The organism is Mycobacterium sp., assembly GCF_019247635.1.
Classification (GTDB): Bacteria; Actinomycetota; Actinomycetes; order Mycobacteriales; family Mycobacteriaceae; genus Mycobacterium.
The window spans coordinates 12445-31439 of the sequence record NZ_JAFBAR010000060.1; the positions used below are offsets into that span (position 1 = coordinate 12445).

The following is an 18995-nucleotide window of genomic DNA, read 5'->3' on the forward strand; positions in this document are numbered from 1 at the left end:
ACCACAATGGGCGGATGCTCGGAGTGATCGGTGGCAGCGGCTTCTACACTTTCTTTGACTCTGACGTGTATGACACCACCGTGGACACCCCGTACGGCCGGCCCAGCGCCTCGATCACGGTCGGCACCGTCGGGGAGCACGAGGTCGCGTTCCTGCCGCGGCACGGCGCGCGCCACGAATATTCGGCGCACACGGTGCCCTACCGGGCCAACATGTGGGCGCTGGGGGCGCTGGGCGTACGGCGGGTTTTCGCGCCGTGCGCGGTCGGCAGCCTGCGACCCGAACTCGGTCCGGGCACCCTGGTGGTGCCCGACCAACTGGTGGACCGCACCACCGGCCGGGCGGACACCTACTTCGATTCCGGTGCGATTCACGTCGACTTCGCCGATCCCTACTGCCCGACCTTGCGCTCCGCGGTCACCGGGCTGCCCGGCGTGGTCGACGGCGGCACTATGGTGGTGATCCAGGGGCCGCGGTTTTCCACCCGGGCCGAAAGCCGGTGGTTCGCATCGGCTGGCTTCAGCCTGGTTAACATGACCGGCTATCCGGAAGCCGTACTCGCCCGGGAACTCGAATTATGTTATGCAGCAATCGCTTTGGTGACAGATCTGGACGCGGGCATCGAAGCGGGCGAGGGCGTTAAAGCCGTCGACGTGTTCGCCCAGTTCGAGCAGAACATCGAGCCGTTCAAGACGCTGGTGCGGACCGCGCTCGGCCGGGTCGCGGCCGAGCGCACATGCACGCACTGCCAGGCGCACACGGGCGTCGCGTTACCGATCGAGCTGCCGTGAGGGTGCTGTTGACGGGCGCGGCCGGGTTCATCGGGACCCGGATCAGCGAGGCGCTGCTCAAGGCGGGCCACGAGGTGGTCGGCGTCGACGCGATGCTGCCCGCCGCGCACGGCCCCAACCCCCAGCTGCCGGAAGGGTGTCGCCGGGTCGACGTCCGCGACGCCGACGCCCTGGCTCCCCTGCTCAAGGGCGTGGATCTGGTGTGTCATCAGGCGGCGATGGTGGGTGCCGGGGTGGACGCCGCCGACGCGCCCGTCTACGCGGGCCACAACGACTTCGCCACCACGGTGCTGTTGGCACAGATGTTCGCCGCAGGGGTCGACCGCCTGGTCCTGGCGTCGTCGATGGTCGTCTACGGGCAGGGCCGTTATCACTGCGCCGAACACGGCGAGGTGGACCCGCTGCCGCGGCGGCGCGCCGACCTGGAGGCCGGGGCTTTCGAGCACCGTTGCCCGGTCGGCGGCGAGGAGCTGTCGTGGCGGTTGGTCGACGAGGACGCCCCGTTACGGCCGCGCAGCCTCTATGCGGCCGGCAAGACCGCGCAGGAGCACTACGCACTGGCGTGGTCGGAGGCGACTAGCGGCTCGGTGGTGGCGTTGCGCTACCACAACGTCTACGGCCCGGGCATGCCGAGCGACACCCCGTACTCCGGGGTGGCCGCGATCTTCCGATCGGCATTGGAAAAGGGTGAGCCGCCGAAGGTCTTCGAAGACGGCGGTCAGATGCGCGACTTCGTACACGTCGACGACGTGGCCGCGGCCAACCTCGCCGCCGCGGACCTGCTAGCGGGCGGCCACGACAGTTTTACCGCCGTCAACGTCTGCTCGGGGCGGCCGATCTCGATCCTGGAGGTGGCCAGCGCGCTGTGCGAAACACGGGGCCCCGAGATGCAACCGGTGGTCACCGGGCAGTACCGCGCCGGGGATGTGCGCCACATTGTGGCCGATCCGGGGCGGGCCGCCGAGGTGCTGGGTTTCCGCGCGGAAGTGGCTCCGCGCGAGGGTCTGCGCGAGTTTGCATTTGCACCGTTGCGGGGCCGTGTAAGCGGAGACAAACGAGAGTCAGCCCACTAAACTCCCCCGATGTGGCAACCCCGTCGAACCCTTGGGGTCACGAACGAGGAAGACTTTCGCGTCAGCTGCTGATGCGGGATCAGACCCTTGGTCGTCGGCGAGCCCGACAGCTGTGCCGGAGCTTCGCCTGCGTCGGTGTCCAAACCTCACCGGAACGTCTTCGGCAGCTCGCGGCCGGAGCGGACGTCGCGGACGAGGAGTGGACGCGGGTCAACTTCGCGTTGATCGCGACCCGGCTTACCGGCGAGATGCGGGTCTCCAGATATCGGCGGTTACGGCGCCGCGGCACCCACTCGCTCATCTTCGCGGGCATGGTGCTGGTCGCGTTGAACTTCCTGGTCTGCGGCGCCTACCTGTTGCTCAGCTTGGCCAATCAATCGATGCCCTGGTAGCGGCCCGGGCAATTCACGGGCCGTCCGGCCGCCGATAGATCTTCGGCGCGGCGCCAGGCGTTTGCGCGGGCATCTGCCGCGTGGCGGACTCACCGGCGCGGAAGATGCGGGGTGAGGCGCCCGGGGCGGACAATACCGTGGTCGGTGCCTCGCCGCCGGCGGCGACCGCAAAGTTCGTGGTTGGTGCTGCGGCCGGCGCGACGCGAGCGCCCGGCTGCGCCTGACCGGCCCTGGCGGGTCCGGTCCCGCCGCGGCCGTGGGCAGCGGGGCGCCGTCGCGCGGGTCGGCGTCTGCGGCGACCGACGATAACGGCGGCGACGAAGATGCCCAGCGCCAGCCCGCACAGCACGACGTCGAACGTGCTGGTGATCTGCTGGGCGAGGTTGTTTCCGTAGACGGGGTTTGGCGGCACCGAGGACGCCTCGAACCGCGGCGCCAGCATGATGCCCACGATCACGCGGGCGATGGTGAGGGTGGCCAGCGCTCCGCACAGCGACGCGATCGGTCTGGCGGACCCACTCGTGTTGGCCAGCGTCCTTCGAAGCCAGATCGCCAGCACCCCGGTGGCCCCGTCGAACACGGCCAGCGTCACGGTGTCATACCGCGAGTACGGGTAATTCAGCAGCACCGCGACGACCAGGTCGGTGATCCTCATCAGCACCGACCCAAAGCACCAGATGGCGATGAGCGCCAAGCCTTTTCGGGCCGCCTCCCCCCACGCGCTCCGGTCGGACGGCGGCGCGCTCCAGGCACCGAACAGCGTCCGCGGCGCGAAGATCGCCGCGCCCGCCGCCCACGCCAGGTAACCCTCGTATCCGACCCCCGCCGTCGAGGTGTTCTGCGCGATGCCATGGAACGCGTCGATCTCACGGCCGACGGGAAGGAGCCACACGATGACCCCGGCGGCCAGCGTCGACAACCCGAGCGCGCTGGTCGCCAGGCGGCCGGCCTTGGTGCCGCGAAGCAGCCACCGCGAGGCGACGAACACGGCGACGAACGCCACCGCGCCGTACACCACCGCGGTGAGGATGACCGCCACATTCTCCTTGCCGAATCCGGACGAACCGTTCGAGCCGCGGATTGCGAACGTGATCCTCCAGGCCAGGTTGAAACCGAAGCTCAGCGCCGCGCCGATTATCGAGGCGTAGCCGGTGATCTGGGCGGCCCGCAGCCATCTGCTGAAGCTGCGATCGTCCGCCTCATGTTCTGTGCCCAGGCCGGTGATCGCCGGTTGCGCGCCCGACAGGGCCCCCGCGATCCCCAGCCACGCCCCCGGCCCCACACCACCCGGCACGTGCACGGTGCCCCCGGAACGGATCGTCTCGAACACGTCGAACGCCACGAAGGCGAGCACCAGCAGCACGTAGGGGGCGTTGAGGACCAAGCGAACACGGCTGGACGACTTCCAGGGACCCACGAGGGCGCCCAGGGCGAGCACCGACACGGCGATGAGCAGCGCGAACAGGGCGGTGTTGCTGCCGGGGATTCCGATGCCGAAATACAGGTTCCATGGCAACAACGCCGCGGCGACAATCAGGGCGGCGGTGACGAGATCGCGCACGCCGTTCCATCGCGGTGTGGGTGCGGTGGGCGCGCGCGCAGGCAGCTGCTGCGTCGGCGCGGCCCGTGCGCCGATCGGCCCCGTCGGTGTGTCGTCGCTGTTCTGGCTCACGAAGCCCCCCGGAGATCAAGGACGGTTGTTGTCGACGCGGATTGGGTTCTGCATCCAGGATGCACCCCGCGGCGCTGACGGCACTGCTCGGTTGCGACCATATTCTCCGTTCGGGCCGCGCGGCAGGGGCAGGGAACAGGCATTCCATCGAAATGCTGCCCGACGGGCGTCCCGCCGCTTAGGAAACGCGGTTACGCTGCGCTCATAGCAGTGTAATGATGCTTGGACATTGCTGGCTGCGGGGTCGCCAAGCGAAGGAGAGCAACGGATGGACGTCGCACTGGGGGTTGCGATCGAGGGCGAGGTCGGCCGCCTGGCGCTCATCGAGCCGGCCGGGGCTGGTAGCGGCGTGATCGATCAATCGGTGATCGAGCTGGGGGAGAACCCGGTCGGAATCCTGACCGAGACCGTCGCCGGAACGAATCAACTGCTCGCCGGAGAAAACCACCGGCTGGTCGCCACCCGGTTGTGCTGGTCCGACGAGGTCAAGGTCGACGAGCTACGGCGGGCTTTGGAAGACTCCGGCGTGCAGAACGTCCAGGCGCTGTCGGAATCGGAGGCGGCGACGGCCCTGCTGGGGCCCGCGGCGCGCGACACCAGGGTGCTGTTGGTCAGCGACGAGAACGCGACGCTGTTGGCGCCGGCCGTTGACGACCCGGACGCGCCACCGACGGTGCTGGCCGCGGGGCCGGCAGTGGGCGCCGACGCGACCGCCACGCTGGACACCATGATGGCGCGGCTGGGTGGGGAGGTCGGCGGCGCGGGAGACATCTACCTGGTGGACACCTCGTCGGAGGCGACGACCAACATTGCCGATCAGCTGCGTTCCGAGCAGACGATGCGGGTCGAGGTTGCCGAGGACCCTACTTTTGCGCTCGCCCGCGGTGCCGCGCTGGCGGCCGGAGCCGCCGCCGCGTCGTTGGGGCTGGCCGGCGCCGCGTCGGCCGGTGACTTCACTGCGCTAGCTCCGGCCGTGCCCGCCGGCGATGCAACCGGGTTGATCCCGCCGGACGAGTTGCATACGGGGGCTCAGCAGGAACCCCAGCTGGCGTATTCGGAGTCCGGCGACTACCAACTGCTCCCGCTCGAGGGCTCGGACGATTACGGCCTGGCAGGCGCCGAGTTCGACGACTTCGGCGAGTTTGACGACGACGAGGCCGTGACCGGCCCCGTGCGGCTCAGCTCACGCTCCGTGCTCATCAAAAACGCCGTGATCGCCTTTGCCGTCCTCGGGTTCTCTACGTTGGCGGTCGCGGTGGCGGTCACCGTTCGGCCCACCGCTGCGTCCGTGCCGGTGCAGGGCCACCAGAACGCGCAGCCGGGGAAGTTCATGCCGCTGCTGCCGACGCAGCAACAGGCGCCGGTGCCAGCGCCCCCGGCCGATGAGCCCACTCTGGGTTTCCAGGGCGGTACCGTTCCGGCGGTGCAGACGCCGGTTCCGCAGCAGGTATCGCCCGGGGGGATACCGGAGGTTCCCGTTCCCACGCCGGCCGCGCCGGGTGTGCCGGTCCCCATTCCGGTCCCGTTCCCGGGCTGGCAGCCCGGGCAGCCGACTGAGACGGTGCCCACGTACACGACGCCCACGACGACCCCACCCACCACGACGCCACCGACGACGACGCCACCCACGACCACTGCACCGACGACGACTCCGCCTACAACGACGCCACCCACCACACAACAAACGACCCAGGCGACCACCCCGCCGACCACGCAGGCCGTCACCCCCACCACGCAGCCGACCACGGCCGCCCCGCCGACGACGCACACGAATCCGCCGACGCAGCAGACGACGGCGGCCCCGCAGCCGACATACACGCAGCAGATACCGACGCAGACGGCGGCCCCCAAGCCGGCGACTCCGCAGCAGCCGGCGAACCCGCAGCCGACGCACGGCGGCCACCACTGACGAGCTCGGCGCCCGGTGAGGCTGTGACCGTGGTGCTGCCCTGTCTTGACGAGGAGGAGTCGCTACCCGCGGTGCTGGCGGCGATCCCGTCGGGCTATCAGGCGCTGGTGGTGGACAACAACAGCACCGACGACACAGCCGGGGTCGCCGCCCGCCACGGCGCCCGGGTGGTTGCCGAAGGCCGCGCGGGATACGGCGCGGCGGTTCACGCGGGCGTGGTCGCGGCGACCACGCCGATCGTCGCGGTGATCGATGCGGACGGCTCGATGGATGCGGGTGACCTGACCCGGCTGGTGGCCGCCCTCGACCGTGGCGCCGATCTGGTGGTGGGTCGGCGGCGGCCGGTAGCCGGGCTGCATTGGCCATGGGTCGCCCGGGTGGGCACCATCGTGATGAGTTGGCGGCTACGCACCCGGCACCGGCTGCCGGTGCACGACATCGCACCCATGCGGGTGGCCCGCCGCGACGATTTGCTGAACCTGGGCGTCGCCGACCGGCGCTCGGGTTATCCGCTCGAGCTCCTGGTCCGCGCCGCGGCGGCGGGCTGGCGCGTGGTCGAACTCGACATCAGCTATGGCCCACGAACCGGCGGCAGGTCCAAGGTCAGCGGTTCGCTGCGGGGCAGCATCACCGCGATCCTGGACTTCTGGAAGGTGATCTCGTGAGTCCGTTGTCGGTGAGCGTGCTGGTGGTCGCCAAGGCGCCGGAGCCCGGCCGGGCCAAGACGCGGCTTGCCGCGACGGTCGGCGATCGGGCCGGCGCGGATATCGCCTCGGCCGCGCTGCTCGACACGCTGGACGCCGTGGCCGCTGCGCGCGTGGCCGCGCGGGTTGTGGCGCTTACCGGCGACTTGAACCGTGCTTCCCGCGGTGCCGAGATCCGGCGGCGACTGGAGGCCTTCACGGTAATCGCGCAGCGCGGCAACGACTTCGCCGAGCGGTTGGCCAACGCGTACGCCGACACAGGCCAGTCCTTCGCGAGTCAACCGATACTGCAAATCGGAATGGACACCCCGCAGGTGACCGGTGAGCTGCTGGCCGAGTGCGCGCGGCCGTTGCTCGACGGGGCGCCCGCAGTGCTCGGCCTGGCCGACGACGGCGGCTGGTGGGTGCTCGGGGTGCGGACCCCCTCGGCGGCCGAGTGTTTGCGCACCGTCAGGATGTCCCACCCCGAAACGGGGGAACTGACATTGAAGGCGTTGAACGACAACGGGATTGAAGTCACGCTGGCACCGCGACTGGCAGACTTCGATGTGGCCGACGACGTCGCCGCGGTCCGTAGTGCCTGCGATCCGCGGAGTCGGTTCGCGCGGGCCACCCGCGCTGCTGGACTCTAGGCACGCAAGCCATACGCGCATATGCAGCCCGTCAGCGCCCCTCGGTTGCCCTACCTTGTGCGTCGGCGCAATACCACGGCACGCCCGGTGATCCCGACGACGAACACCGCCAGCCCGGCAATCACCGATTGCCACGGCAAGGTGGCGATCAGCAGCAGGCAGCCGCCCAGGCCGCAGATGTTCAGGATGCGGCGCCACCACGTTCCATCGGCAGCGGGCAGCGTGAAGGCGGCCGCGTTGGCGACCGCGTAGTAGATCAACACCCCGAACGACGAGAAGCCGATCGTCCCGCGCAGGTCGACGGTGGCCACCAGGATGCACACGACCACCCCCACTGCGACCTCGGCGTGGTGCGGCACCCGGAAGCGCGGATGAACTGCCGCCAGCCAGCCGGGGAGATCCCGATGACGAGCCATCGCCAGCACGGTGCGCCCTAGCCCCGCGATGAGGGCCAGCAGCGCCCCGAGGCTGGCCACCACGGCACCGACGGTTATCACCGGCACCAGCGCCGGGGCGTCTACGGCGCGGACGGCCTCGGCCAGCGGTGCCGCGGCACGCGCGAGCCGATCGGGTCCCGCGGCCAGCAGCGCGGCCATCCCGACGACCAGGTAAATCGCAACCGTGATCGCCAAGGCGAGAGTTATACCTCTTGGGATGGTGCGGACCGGATCACGGACCTCTTCACCCATCGTTGCCAGCCGCGCATAACCAGCGAAGGCAAAAAACAGCAACCCGGCTGACTGCAAGACGCCATAGCCGGTGCCCGTAGACCAGTGCATCAGCTGCGCCGGCTCCGGCTTGGCTAGCGCGATTCCGATGACCACCGCGGCGAGCGCAATTAGCGTGCACGCCAACAATATTCGCGCCAGGATCGCGGTCTTGGTGATGCCGCGGTAGTTCAGTGCGAGCAGCAGTATTACCGTACCCAGCGCGACGGTTCGTCGCGCCCACTGCGGTTCCGGAACCGCGTAGCTGGCGACGGTCAGCGCCATCGCCGCGCACGAGGCGCCCTTGCCGACCACAAACCCCCACCCGGCGATGAAGCCCCACCATGGGCCGAGGCGCTCGCGCCCGTAGATGTATGTGCCGCCCGACGTCGGATAGACCGCGGCCAGCTGCGCCGACGCGATGGCGTTGCAGTAAGCGATCGCCGCGGCAACCCCCAGTCCGATCAGCAGGCCGGCGCCGGCCGCCCGCGCGGCCGGGCCGAACACCGAGAACACACCGGCCCCGATCATCGATCCGAGCCCGAGTACCACCGCGTCGGTCATGCCGAGCCGACGTACCAGTCCCGGCTGGTCTTCCATCCCCGCCTACCAGTTCGTGAAGATGATGCTGTTGAGCACCAGCGCTCCAACGGCGTTGACGGCCAGCCATATCCGGTGCGACCACGATGGCAGCAGGGCGGGTGCGACGGTCAGCCAGATGGTGAACGGCAGCCAGATGCGCTCTGTCTCAGCCTTGCTCAGCATGCTCAGGTCCGCACAGGCGATGGCCGCCAGCATCGCGAGCAGCAGCAGATGCAAACCGGACCGCCGACGCAGAGCCGCAACGTCGAATACCCGGCTCAGACCGGCCACGGCACCCAATCCGATCGCGCATACCACGCACGCCAAGTTGGCCCATGACCAGTACTGGAAGGGTCGGTCCTTGGCGACCCCCTGCCAATAGCGTTGTTGCACAAGATGATAGCCCTCGAACCAAGAGAACCCCCCGACGGCGAAGACCACCGCCACAGTCACCGCGGCCAGCACCGCGGGGCCCACTGCCCGCAGCGCCGCCCGCCAGCCGGGTGCCGACATCAATACCGCCAACGCCGGCAGCCCGATCAGCATCAGGCCGTAGCTGAGGAAGACGCCCCAGCCCAGCAGCAGGCCCGCGCCGGCCCCCGCGAGCGCCGGAAACCGAACCCCGGCGTGTACCGCCAATGCCAACAACGCGATACCCCATGCGGCGACCCCGGCGAAGTAGCCGTCGGCCGAGACCGCGATCCAGATTGCCGTCGGCGCGACGGCGACGAACGGCGCGGCGCGGCGCGCGGTCGACTCGTCCGCAAGCGCGCGAACGGCGATCAGCATGGCCGCCGCCGCGCTGGATCCGACCAGCAGGCACAGCAGCCCGGCCCACGCGCCGCCGTGCAGCCCGATCCTGTCCAGCCACACGAAGGTCAGCAATGCGCCCGGCGGGTGTCCCGACACATGGGTGACCCAGGAGTTGGGCTGGAAGTCGACGATCCGGCCGGCGAATGTGCGCAGGGTGGCCGGGATGTCGGCGATGTGGGGCACCTCCCACAGGTACTCGTCCTTGGTGGTGAGCCGGCCGGCGAAGCCACGTTGCCAACCGTCGATCATCGCCAGCGAAAACGCCCACGCACCGGCGGTGGCCCAGCTGGCCAACGTCAGCATCCGCCACGGAAGCCGTCGCGCCATCGCGGATCCCCAGAGCACTGCGGCCGCCGCAAGCAGAATCGCCGGGGCGGTGCCCCAGCCGGCGTGGGCGTCCCAATAGCCGAAGATCGGCGCGGCGCCGGCACGCGTGCCGAACTGCTCCAGGCCGACATCGCGCCGCGGATCGACTCCCCAGTGCATGCGCGGCAGTACGAACGCGGCCGCCACCAGGACAGCCGCGACCGCAACCGCCGGCACCTCCCGACGCGCAACCGTCACGATGCTCAGCCTATTGAACCGAACCGATGCGCCAGGGTCGCGCGATCGACCTTTCCGATGCCGCGGCGCGGCAGCGCGTCGACGATATGTAGCTCGCGGGGCGCGGCGGTGAGGTCCACGGCGGTCGCGGCATGTGCGCGCAACGCCTCCAGCGTGGGCTCATCCCAACCGTCGCGCAGGACAACCGCGGCGACTACCCGCTGGCCCAACCGGTCGTCGGCAACGCCGAAGACGACGCAGTCACTGACCGCCGGGTGGCTGCCCAGCGCGGCTTCGACGGCCTGCGGCAGCACGGTCAATCCACCGGTGCTGATCCCGTCGTCGACGCGGCCCAGCACGGTCAGCGCGCCGGAGGAGTCCAGGGCGCCGATGTCGTCGGTGACAAACCAGCCGGGCTCGGCGAAAGGGTCGGGGTCAACCGGGTTGCGGTAGCCCTTGGCCAGCGTCGCGCCGCCCAGCACAATGCGGCCGTCGGCCGACACCCGTAGCCGTACACCGTCCAGCGGCAGCCCGTCGTACACGCAGCCGCCGGCGGTCTCGCTCATCCCGTAGGTGCACACCACCCTGATCCCGGCGGCCGCGGCGGCGTCCAGGACGGGTCGCGGTGGCGGGCCGCCGCCGAGCAGCACGGCATCCAGCTCGGCCAGCGCGCCCGCGGCGGCCCGGTCGGCCAGCGCCTTGGCCAGCTGGACCGCGACCAGTGAGGTGTATCGGCGACCGGCGCCCAGCCTGCGCACGGCGTCCGGCAGCGCGGTGACGTCGAATCCCGCGCTGAGGTCCAGCTCCGCCGGGACACCACCGGCGAGCACGCCGCGGACCAGCACCTGCAGCCCGGCGATGTGATGTGGCGGCAACGCCAACAGCCAGTTGCCCGGCCCGCCGAGCCGTTCGTGGGTGGCGGCCGCGCTGGCGGTCAGCGCGGCAGCGGTCAGCAAGGCCCCCTTCGGCGTGCCGGTGGTGCCCGACGTCGCCACCACCAGGGCCACGTCGTCGTCGATCGCCTCGCCCACCCGCAAGGCGGCTGCGGATTCCCGGTCAGCGGGGGGCAGCGCGACCAGCGCGGGATCGCGGCCAGCCAGGACGCCTTCCAGGGCGGACAGCAGTGGTCCGGCGGCGCAGCCAGGGGTGACGCTCAGCGCACGCAGGACAGCTATGCGTGCTCTCCGTTGTCGCGCACCTCGTCTAACGGCCAGCCCTTGGCGGCCAGCCGGGTGCGCACCCGGTCGATGTCCTGCGGTGCCGGCAGCTCGTCGGTGAGCTTGCTGATCAACACGCCGATGTCGACGTCGTCGAAATCGCCCTGCTGCATCAGGTCACGGGCCACGAGTTTGACCTCGTCGTTGGTCAGCCGGCGCGACAGCAACGCGAGCACCGCGAACGTGTCGGTCGGCGGGATGCCCTCGGGATACCCCGCGCGCAACCACGAGACGACCGAATTCAGGAATCGGTTCACTAGGCTCTCCGCTCCACGAGGGGGGATCGGCACTGCGGTGGACGACGATCCAATGCTACTTAACTTTGGCTCCGAGGAAGGGATAGCCCGTCTGATGCGCGATGAAGTCGCGCGCGATGTACAGCAACGCGAACAGGATTACGACGAATACCAGCCCGTAGATCGCCCAGGCCAGCGCGAGCAGCACCGGGTTTTTCTGCGATGCGGAGCCGTCGGGGCCGGCGTGTCCCGTCCCCACGGCCTGGAACCGGATCCCGAGGGCGAACAGCCCGGGCAGCGCGGCACCGGCCAGCATGCTGAAGAGCAGGATCTTCAGGGAGGCCTGGTAGTTGAACCATTCGCTGAAGTGACTCATGAGGAACTCCCCGCGGTCACAGAGTCGTCATCGGAGCCCGACCGGGGCGACCCGCTGCCGGGACCGGACGGTGTTTTCGCGTCGGCTGTCCCGTCGAGGCCGGCCGTGAGGCTGCCTTCCCACTCCTCGTTGACGTTGTTGTGGTCGACCTTGACCTTGCGCGACCGGATGTAGATGGTGGCGGCCACCGCGATCAACAGCGAGAACCCGATGATCGCGCCCGGGTAGCCGCCGATGAGGTGCACGATCCAGTAGGTGATCGCGCCGACCAGTCCGGACAGCGGAAGGGTGACCAGCCAGGCAACCCCCATCCGGCCGGCCACGCCCCAGCGCACCTCGCCGCCCGGCTTGCCCAGGCCGCTGCCCATCACCGAGCCGGTGCAGACCTGCGTCGTGGACAGCGCGTAGCCGAAGTGCGCGGACAGCAGAATGATTGCGGCCGAAGATGATTCGGCAGCCATGCCCTGCGGCGACTTGATCTCGACCAGGCCCTTACCCAGGGTGCGAATGATCCGCCACCCACCTAGGTAGGTGCCCGTCGCCATCGCCAGCGCGCAGGCCACGATCACCCATAGTGGGGGTGCGGCGGTGTTCTTGGGGATCGCGCCGTAGGACATCAGGGCCAGGAAGATGATGCCCATCGTCTTCTGTGCGTCGTTGGTGCCATGTGCCAGCGACACCAGCGACGCCGAACCGATCTGGCCGCGCCGGAACCCGGCCTCGGTGCGCGTTTCCTGCAGGCCGCGGGTGATCCGGTAGACCAGCCAGGTGGCCACCGCCCCGACCGCGATGGCCAGGATGGCGGACACGACAGCCGGGATGATCGCCTTGGAGGTGATGCCCTTCCAGATCACCCCGTGCGCGCCGACGGCGGCGATGGTGGCACCGACGATGCCGCCGATCAGCGCGTGTGAGGAACTCGAGGGGATGCCGAGGAGCCAGGTCAGCAGATTCCAGACGACGCCGCCGACGAGGCCGGCGAACACCAGTTCCAGCGTGACGACGTGCCCGTCGATCAAACCCTTGGCGATCGTGGCAGCAACCGCGGTGGACAGGAACGCGCCCACGAGGTTGAGCACCGCGGACAGCGCGACGGCCGCCTTGGGCGCCAGCGCGCCACTGGCGATGGAGGTCGCCATGGCGTTGCCGGTGTCGTGAAATCCGTTGGTGAAATCGAATGCGAGTGCCGTGATTACGACAATGATCAAGAGGAACAAGTCTATGTTCACAGGCCCTGATTCTGGTCGTCTGAGGATTAGGTTGTCGAATGCAGGAGTAGGCGAAATGCAGGTGAAACGAGAGTCGTCGCCAGATGTTACCTAGCCGTTAACCTGGCGTTCGGCGGGGTTCACTTGGGGCGGTCGCCGCGGGTGTCCCGGCGCAGCGGATGGTCGCCGGGGACCTGGACAAAAATCAGCGTGATTCCGTCGGGATCGGTCACGTGCATCTCGTGCAGACCCCACGGTTCGCGCCGCGCCTCCCGCGCGATCGACACCCCCCGTCCCCGCAACTCGGCCTGGGTCGCCGCGATGTCGCGCACCTGCAGCCACAGCGCGCCGGGGAAGGGGCCGCGGGAATGGTCCGGTGTGGCTTCGGTGACATAGCCGGCCAGCTCGAGCAGTGACTGCCCGGCGAAAAACACTGTGCCTGCTCCGTATTCTCGGGCGATCGCCAGCCCGATCTGGTCCCGGTAGAAGCTCAGTGACCGCTCGTAGTCCGCCGGCCGGAGCAGCGTCCGGCTGGCCAGAATTTCCATCGCTCGTGTCTATCACGCCCGGCCGCAACGGCTGCGCAGGGTTGGCCCGCCGGGCGGGCTCGGGTCAGTGCCGCTTGTCGGCGGTGCCCCCGGCTCGGCGGCCGGCCTCAGAAGTAGCGCGGGAACGGGCTCCAATCGGGGGGGCGCTTCTGTAGGAAGGCGTCTCGGCCCTCGACGGCCTCGTCGGTCATGTACGCCAGCCGGGTGGCCTCACCGGCGAACAGTTGCTGGCCCACCAGCCCGTCGTCCAGCAGGTTGAAGGCGAACTTCAACATCCGTTGTGCCTGAGGCGATTTCGCATTGATTTCGGCTGCCCACTGCGCGGCCACCCGCTCCAGCTCGGCGTGCGGGACCACCTCGTTGACCGCGCCCATGTGGTGCATCTGCTCGGCGGTATAGGTGCGGCCCAGAAAGAAGATCTCGCGGGCGAACTTCTGACCAACCTGGCGCGCCAGATATGCGCTGCCGTACCCGCCGTCGAAGCTGCCGACGTCGGCGTCGGTCTGCTTGAAGCGGGCATGCTCACGGCTGGCCAGCGTCAGGTCGCACACCACGTGCAGGCTGTGCCCACCGCCGGCGGCCCATCCGTTGACCAGGCAGATGACGACCTTGGGCATGAACCGGATCAGGCGCTGCACCTCGAGGATGTGCAACCGCCCGGCGCGCGCCACGTCAACCGTGTCCGCGGTGTCTCCGCTCGCGTACTGATAGCCGGTGCGCCCCCGGATGCGTTGATCGCCGCCCGAGCAAAACGCCCAGCCGCCGTCTTTGGGCGACGGCCCGTTGCCGGTCAGCAGCACCGCGCCGACGTCGGGTGACATCCGGGCGTGGTCGAGTACCCGGTACAGCTCATCGACGGTGTGTGGCCGAAACGCGTTGCGCACCTCGGGCCGGTCGAATGCCACCCGCACGGTCGCGTCGGTGACATGACGGTGATAGGTGATGTCGGTCAGCTCGGCGAAGCCGTCGACGGGCCGCCATGCCGAGGCGTCAAAGGGGTTGTCACTCAAGGCTGTTGAACTCCGTCCTGGCTCATGGTGAGGTCGCCGCAGCTGATCGTCTGCGCCGATGTCACCACCGGGTCCTGCGCGGAAGTGGCGGTCAGGGTATCGGATCGCCCGATGGTGGCCAGGGTGCCGCTCAGGTCGATCTCGGTGCGGCGCACTGTCCATTGGTCCCTGGTTTCCAGGGCTTGCAGGCCGACCAGACGGGGACCGCTACCGAGGTCGCTGCAGCCGACCCCGGTGCCGTGGCCCCGCAGATTCTGCAGGTCGAACAGGAAAGGCACGTCCTGACTGTCGACGGCAGTCTGCAGCCGGCAGTCGGCGAACACATACAGCCGCGCGCCGCGGCCGTCGCTGACGATGATCTGGTGCTGGCCGTCCTGCTGCGCGTCAACAGCCAAGGCGGACAACGGCATTGGACTGGCCGTGGTGATGCGGACGTCGGAGTTCGCGCCGCTGGCCGTGGTGACCCCGACGAGTCGTTTGATCGCGCCGTCGTCGGTCCGCAACTGTCCGACCCACAACGTGTCCGGCTGGCCGTCGCCGTCGAGATCGCCAACCTGGCGCTGTGCGGCGCCGGACGGCGGGGGTGTGCCGCCCGGCGCGCAACCCGCGGCAGCGGACGACCGCACCGCGGGTATCAGGCTTGCGCACGCGGCCAGCGCCGCGGCCAGCAGCACCCGGACCATGCGACTACGCCGGGTCGAAACGGAACACCGCACAGGTGCCGGCCAGCGCTTCGAATTCGTCGGGACGGCCGTCGGAGACCAGCCCGGACCGCTTCATGAAGCCGACGCCGGTGGGAACCTCGGTCGGAAATGCCCGCAGCACCGGCTTGGCCTCCTCGGCGGACAGCTCGACCATCCGCACGCGCTCGCGTTTGCGGCCGCGGCTCAGCGTGACTTCGGTTGCGGCCCTGACGTTTCGCACCCAGTCGGCGCCCGGGAAGCCCGCGACGACGTACCGCTGACCATCCAGCGTCATCGGCGTCACCGGCGTCGACCGAGGGGCGCCGCTGTTGCGGCCCGGGACCGTCAACACGACCGGGCTCTCGCCCCCGAAACTCATGCCGAGGCGAGTCAGCTGGATGAAGACCTTGTTCGCCGGCTTCAGCCACCACGGTGGCTTGATTGGTTTGCCACTGGCCATACCGGCGACGTTACCCGTCAGTGCCCCGAGCGCTCCTGCGGGAACGGTTCGTTGCCGTGTGGGAGGGATGTCGTCCCCACAGTCCGGACCGGCAGAAGGCGACCACAGCGTCACGTTCGGCGGACCGTCAGCCGACGGAGCGGCCGGCGCCCTCCCAGAACTGCGCGCGCACGGCCTTCTTGTCCGGCTTGCCCAGCCCGGTCAGGGGCAGCGCGTCGACGACCACCACCCGCTTCGGCGACTGCACCGAACCCTTACGGTCCTTGACCGCGGCCTGGATCTCGGCCGTCATCGCCTCGACCGCGGCCTCGTCGCGCGCGGCGTCGGCGCGCAGCACCACCACCGCCGTGACGGCCTCTCCCCACTTCTCGTCGGGCGCGCCGACCACGCACACCTGGGCAACCGAAGCGTGCTCGGCGATCACGTCCTCGACCTCGCGGGGGAAGACGTTGAAGCCGCCGGTGACGATCATGTCCTTGACGCGGTCGACGATGAAGTAGAAGCCATCCTCATCCTCGCGGGCCATGTCGCCGGTATGCAGCCAGCCGTCTTTGAATGTGCTGGCCGTCGCCTCCGGCAGGTTCCAGTAGCCGCCGGCCAAAAGTGGCCCGCTGACGCAGATTTCGCCGGGTTCGCCCTGCGGCACCGGCTTGCCGTCCTCGCCGAGCAGCGCGACGCGTGCAAAGAGGGTCGGCCGGCCGCAGGACGTCAGCCGCTTCTCGTCGTGATCGGCCTTGGCCAGGTACGTGATCACCATCGGCGCCTCGGACTGCCCGTAGTACTGGGCGAAAATCGGGCCGAACCGCCGGATCGCCTCGGCCAGCCGCACCGGGTTGATCGCCGACGCGCCGTAATAGACCGTCTCCAGCGACGACAGGTCCCGGGTGTGCGAATCCGGGTGGTCCATCAGCGCGTACAGCATCGACGGCACCAGCATGGTAGCCGTAATACGTTGTTCCTCAATGGTTTTCAGTACCTCGGCCGGGTCGAACTTGCTCAGCACCACCATCTCGCCGCCCTTGACCACCGTGGGCGTGAAGAAGGCCGCACCGGCGTGCGAGAGTGGCGTGCACATCAAAAACCGCGGGTGCTCGGGCCATTCCCACTCGGCAAGCTGAATCGACGTCATGCTGGCGATGTTCCCGGCTGTACCGATCACGCCCTTGGGCTTGCCGGTGGTGCCGCCGGTGTAGGTGAGGCCGCCGATGTGGTCCGGCGGCAGGTCCGCGACGACCAGCGGGCGCGGCTCGTACTTTGCCGCCTCGGCCGACAAGTCGACAGCCACGTCTTTCAACGCTTCCGGCACTTGGCCGATTGTCAGGATCTGCTTGAGCGAGTCCACCTTCTCCAGCAGCCCCAGCGCGCGCTCGACGAACATCGGGTTGGGGTCGATGATCAGCGAGGTGACCCCGGCGTCGGAAAGCACGTAGGCGTGATCGTCCAGCGAGCCGAGTGGGTGCAGGGCGGTCCGGCGATAACCCTGGGTCTGGCCGGCACCCAGGATCATCAGCACTTCTGGACGGTTGAGCGACAGCAGGCCGACTGTGACACCAGTGCCGGCACCCAGCGCCTCGAACGCCTGGATGTACTGGCTGATCCGCTCGGCCAGCTGACCACCGGTCAGCGTGGTGTCGCCGAGGAACAGCACCGGCCTGTTCTTGTGCCTCTTGAGCGCCCCCACCAACAGGTGGCCGTTATGGGTCGGGTTGCGCAACAGCTCGTCACTCATGTGGCAAGACTAGAACGTGTTGCAATTCGGCTCGGGTGCACCCTCGGCGCCACGCGTCGCCCGGCTAGTGTTTTGGCGTATGGCAGCGGCTGATCTCGTCATCACGGGAACCGTTCTCACCGTCGACGACGCACGGCCCACTGCCCAGGCACTCGCCGTGGCCGACGGACGCATCGTTGCCCTCGGTGACCGCTCCGACGTCGCACAACTCATCGGGGCTCACACGCGGACGATCGACATCGGTGATGGCTGCCTCATGCCGGGATTCGTTGAGGCACATGGTCATCCACTGATGGAGGCGGTCGCCCTGTCCGACCGGATCGTCGACATCCGACCCGTCACTTTGAGCGCGGCCGCCGACGTTGTCGACGCGGTCCGCCGCGAGGCCGTGCACAGCGGCCCGGTCGGGGCTTACCTCAACGGATGGGATCCGCTGTTGCAGGCCGGGCTTCCGCAGCCGACGCTGGCCTGGCTCGACGACATCGCGCCCGACGGGCCCTTGGTGATCATCCACAACTCCGGGCACAAAGCGTATTTCAACTCGCACGCCGCCCGGCTCAACGGGCTGAACCGCGACACGCCGGATCCCAAGGGGGCCAGCTACGGCCGCGACGCCAGTGGCGAATTGGACGGCACGGCCGAGGAAATCGGCGCGGTGTTCCCGCTGCTGCGCGGCGCGATCCAGCCCAGCGACTACCCGGCGATGCTGCTCGCGGAGTGCGCCCGGCTCAACCGTGCCGGCCTGACGACGTGTTCGGAGATGGCGTTTGACCCAGCCTTCGGGCCGGTGATCGAGCAGCTGCGCGAGCACTTGACGGTCCGCCTGCGCACCTACGAGATCTCCAACGCGCAGATGTCCACCACCGCCACGCCCGGCCAGGGTGACGACATCCTGCGCCAGGTCGGCATCAAGATCTGGGTGGACGGCTCGCCGTGGGTCGGCAATATCGCACTGTCCTTTCCCTACCTGGACACGGCGGCCACCCGCGCCATCGGGGTACAACCCGGCTCCTGTGGATGCGCCAACTACACCCGCGAGCAGCTCAGCGAAATCGTCGGCGCCTATTACCCGTTGGGTTGGCAGATGGCGTGTCACGTGCAAGGCGACGCCGGCGTCGACACCATCCTTGACGTGTATCAAGAAGCGCTGCAACGTAATCCGCGCCACGACCATCGTCTGAGGCTGGAGCATGTCGGTGCGATCCGCCCCGACCAACTCCAGCGAGCCGCCGATATGGGCGTTACCTGCAGCATTTTCGTCGACCAGATCCACTATTGGGGCGACATCATTGTGGACGGACTGTTCGGGCCGGAACGCGGATCCCGTTGGATGCCGGCGGGATCCGCGGTCGCCACCGGCATGCGCATCTCGTTGCACAACGATCCGCCGGTCACGCCCGAGGAACCGCTGCGCAACATCAGCGTCGCCACGACGCGGGTGGCGCCAAGCGGGCGGGTGCTGGCCCCCGAGGAACGGTTGACGGTCGAGCAGGCCGTCCGTGCGCAAACGATCGACGCCGCCTGGCAGCTGTTCGCCGACGACGTCATCGGCTCCCTGGAGATCGGCAAGTACGCCGACATGGTGGTGCTGTCTGCGGATCCCCGCACGGTGCCACCCGAACAGATCGCCGATCTCGACGTCCGCGCGACCTTCCTGGCTGGGCAGCGGGTTTACCAGCGGTGACGCCCGATCTGCAGGAGTTGCTCGAG

General features: G+C 69.0%; 19 protein-coding genes. 7 read left to right on the plus strand and 12 right to left on the minus strand.

Annotation, left to right across the window (positions count from 1 at the left end):
• Nucleotides 1–14: 14 nt before the first annotated feature.
• Genes JO236_RS08400 through JO236_RS08410 form a run of 3 tightly spaced genes read left to right on the plus strand, consistent with a single transcriptional unit; the run spans nt 15 to nt 2256 of the window.
• Nucleotides 15–791 carry an S-methyl-5'-thioadenosine phosphorylase gene (locus JO236_RS08400; RefSeq protein WP_293327226.1) on the plus strand — a complete coding sequence of 259 codons (777 nt, stop codon included), beginning with the start codon at nt 15–17 and terminating at the stop codon, nt 789–791.
• The gene (locus tag JO236_RS08405; RefSeq protein WP_293327230.1) at nt 788–1864 is read left to right on the plus strand and encodes an NAD-dependent epimerase/dehydratase family protein; all 1077 of its coding nucleotides are present in this window, start codon (nt 788–790) and stop codon (nt 1862–1864) included. The genes JO236_RS08400 and JO236_RS08405 overlap by 4 nt, the downstream gene beginning before the upstream one ends.
• A gap of 11 nt (nt 1865–1875) precedes the next feature.
• The gene (locus JO236_RS08410) at nt 1876–2256 is read left to right on the plus strand and encodes a hypothetical protein (protein WP_293327233.1); all 381 of its coding nucleotides are present in this window, start codon (nt 1876–1878) and stop codon (nt 2254–2256) included.
• A 13-nt stretch (nt 2257–2269) separates the two neighbouring features.
• Here the strand turns inward: JO236_RS08410 and JO236_RS08415 are convergent, their stop codons facing one another.
• A complete protein-coding gene (locus tag JO236_RS08415; protein WP_416362193.1) occupies nt 2270–3892 on the minus strand; it encodes a hypothetical protein in 1623 nt (540 codons plus the stop codon).
• A gap of 304 nt (nt 3893–4196) precedes the next feature.
• Between JO236_RS08415 and JO236_RS08420 the strand changes: the two genes are divergently transcribed.
• The 3 genes from JO236_RS08420 to JO236_RS08430 are packed head-to-tail and all read left to right on the plus strand — an operon-like array spanning nt 4197 to nt 7173.
• The gene (locus tag JO236_RS08420) at nt 4197–5837 is read left to right on the plus strand and encodes a hypothetical protein (RefSeq protein ID WP_293327236.1); all 1641 of its coding nucleotides are present in this window, start codon (nt 4197–4199) and stop codon (nt 5835–5837) included.
• Nucleotides 5834–6502, plus strand: a complete 669-nt coding sequence (locus tag JO236_RS08425) for a glycosyltransferase family 2 protein (protein WP_293327352.1) — start codon at nt 5834–5836, stop codon at nt 6500–6502. The genes JO236_RS08420 and JO236_RS08425 overlap by 4 nt, the downstream gene beginning before the upstream one ends.
• Nucleotides 6499–7173: a TIGR04282 family arsenosugar biosynthesis glycosyltransferase gene (locus JO236_RS08430; RefSeq protein ID WP_293327239.1), complete on the plus strand. Its 675-nt coding sequence runs from the start codon at nt 6499–6501 to the stop codon at nt 7171–7173. Before JO236_RS08425 ends, JO236_RS08430 begins: the two co-directional genes overlap by 4 nt.
• Nucleotides 7174–7223: 50 nt before the next feature.
• Here JO236_RS08430 and JO236_RS08435 read toward each other — a convergent pair whose 3' ends face one another.
• From JO236_RS08435 to fadD8, 11 genes are all read right to left on the minus strand, one after another.
• The gene (locus JO236_RS08435) at nt 7224–8480 is read right to left on the minus strand and encodes an APC family permease (RefSeq protein ID WP_293327242.1); all 1257 of its coding nucleotides are present in this window, start codon (nt 8478–8480) and stop codon (nt 7224–7226) included.
• Between the two features lie 6 nt (nt 8481–8486).
• Nucleotides 8487–9839 carry a hypothetical protein gene (locus tag JO236_RS08440; protein WP_293327244.1) on the minus strand — a complete coding sequence of 451 codons (1353 nt, stop codon included), beginning with the start codon at nt 9837–9839 and terminating at the stop codon, nt 8487–8489.
• A 5-nt stretch (nt 9840–9844) separates the two neighbouring features.
• A complete protein-coding gene (gene menE / locus JO236_RS08445) occupies nt 9845–10930 on the minus strand; it encodes an o-succinylbenzoate--CoA ligase (protein WP_293327355.1) in 1086 nt (361 codons plus the stop codon).
• A gap of 59 nt (nt 10931–10989) precedes the next feature.
• A complete protein-coding gene (locus tag JO236_RS08450; protein WP_293327247.1) occupies nt 10990–11292 on the minus strand; it encodes a DUF3349 domain-containing protein in 303 nt (100 codons plus the stop codon).
• 55 nt (nt 11293–11347) lie between these two features.
• Complete coding sequence (locus JO236_RS08455) at nt 11348–11647, minus strand: hypothetical protein (protein WP_293327250.1); 300 nt, start codon at nt 11645–11647, stop codon at nt 11348–11350.
• Nucleotides 11644–12876: an inorganic phosphate transporter gene (locus tag JO236_RS08460; RefSeq protein ID WP_293327252.1), complete on the minus strand. Its 1233-nt coding sequence runs from the start codon at nt 12874–12876 to the stop codon at nt 11644–11646. Before JO236_RS08460 ends, JO236_RS08455 begins: the two co-directional genes overlap by 4 nt.
• Nucleotides 12877–12995: 119 nt before the next feature.
• Nucleotides 12996–13403, minus strand: a complete 408-nt coding sequence (locus JO236_RS08465) for a VOC family protein (RefSeq protein WP_293327254.1) — start codon at nt 13401–13403, stop codon at nt 12996–12998.
• A gap of 107 nt (nt 13404–13510) precedes the next feature.
• Entirely contained in the window at nt 13511–14413 is a 903-nt protein-coding gene (locus tag JO236_RS08470; protein WP_293327256.1) for a 1,4-dihydroxy-2-naphthoyl-CoA synthase, read from the minus strand.
• Nucleotides 14410–15096 (minus strand): hypothetical protein, encoded by a 687-nt coding sequence (locus JO236_RS08475; protein WP_293327259.1) that lies wholly within the window; start codon nt 15094–15096, stop codon nt 14410–14412. Before JO236_RS08475 ends, JO236_RS08470 begins: the two co-directional genes overlap by 4 nt.
• 4 nt (nt 15097–15100) lie before the next feature.
• Complete coding sequence (locus JO236_RS08480) at nt 15101–15556, minus strand: nitroreductase family deazaflavin-dependent oxidoreductase (protein ID WP_293327261.1); 456 nt, start codon at nt 15554–15556, stop codon at nt 15101–15103.
• A gap of 127 nt (nt 15557–15683) precedes the next feature.
• A complete protein-coding gene (gene fadD8, locus JO236_RS08485; RefSeq protein ID WP_293327264.1) occupies nt 15684–17285 on the minus strand; it encodes a fatty-acid--CoA ligase FadD8 in 1602 nt (533 codons plus the stop codon).
• Nucleotides 17286–17364: 79 nt separating this feature from the next.
• Here fadD8 and JO236_RS08490 point away from each other — a divergent pair, with 79 nt between their 5' ends.
• A complete protein-coding gene (locus tag JO236_RS08490) occupies nt 17365–18969 on the plus strand; it encodes an amidohydrolase (RefSeq protein ID WP_293327267.1) in 1605 nt (534 codons plus the stop codon).
• Nucleotides 18970–18995: the final 26 nt, after the last annotated feature.

Bases quoted from the DNA above. Each gene is read 5' to 3' on its own strand.
- JO236_RS08400 (WP_293327226.1), top strand. From the start codon at position 15: ATGCTCGGAGTGATCGGTGGCAGCGGCTTCTACACTTTCTTTGACTCT.
- JO236_RS08420 (WP_293327236.1), top strand. From the start codon at position 4,197: ATGGACGTCGCACTGGGGGTTGCGATCGAGGGCGAGGTCGGCCGCCTG.
- JO236_RS08435 (WP_293327242.1), bottom strand. From the start codon at position 8,480: ATGGAAGACCAGCCGGGACTGGTACGTCGGCTCGGCATGACCGACGCG.
- JO236_RS08455 (WP_293327250.1), bottom strand. From the start codon at position 11,647: ATGAGTCACTTCAGCGAATGGTTCAACTACCAGGCCTCCCTGAAGATC.
- JO236_RS08465 (WP_293327254.1), bottom strand. From the start codon at position 13,403: ATGGAAATTCTGGCCAGCCGGACGCTGCTCCGGCCGGCGGACTACGAG.
- JO236_RS08475 (WP_293327259.1), bottom strand. From the start codon at position 15,096: ATGGTCCGGGTGCTGCTGGCCGCGGCGCTGGCCGCGTGCGCAAGCCTG.
- JO236_RS08480 (WP_293327261.1), bottom strand. From the start codon at position 15,556: ATGGCCAGTGGCAAACCAATCAAGCCACCGTGGTGGCTGAAGCCGGCG.
- fadD8 (WP_293327264.1), bottom strand. From the start codon at position 17,285: ATGAGTGACGAGCTGTTGCGCAACCCGACCCATAACGGCCACCTGTTG.
- JO236_RS08490 (WP_293327267.1), top strand. From the start codon at position 17,365: ATGGCAGCGGCTGATCTCGTCATCACGGGAACCGTTCTCACCGTCGAC.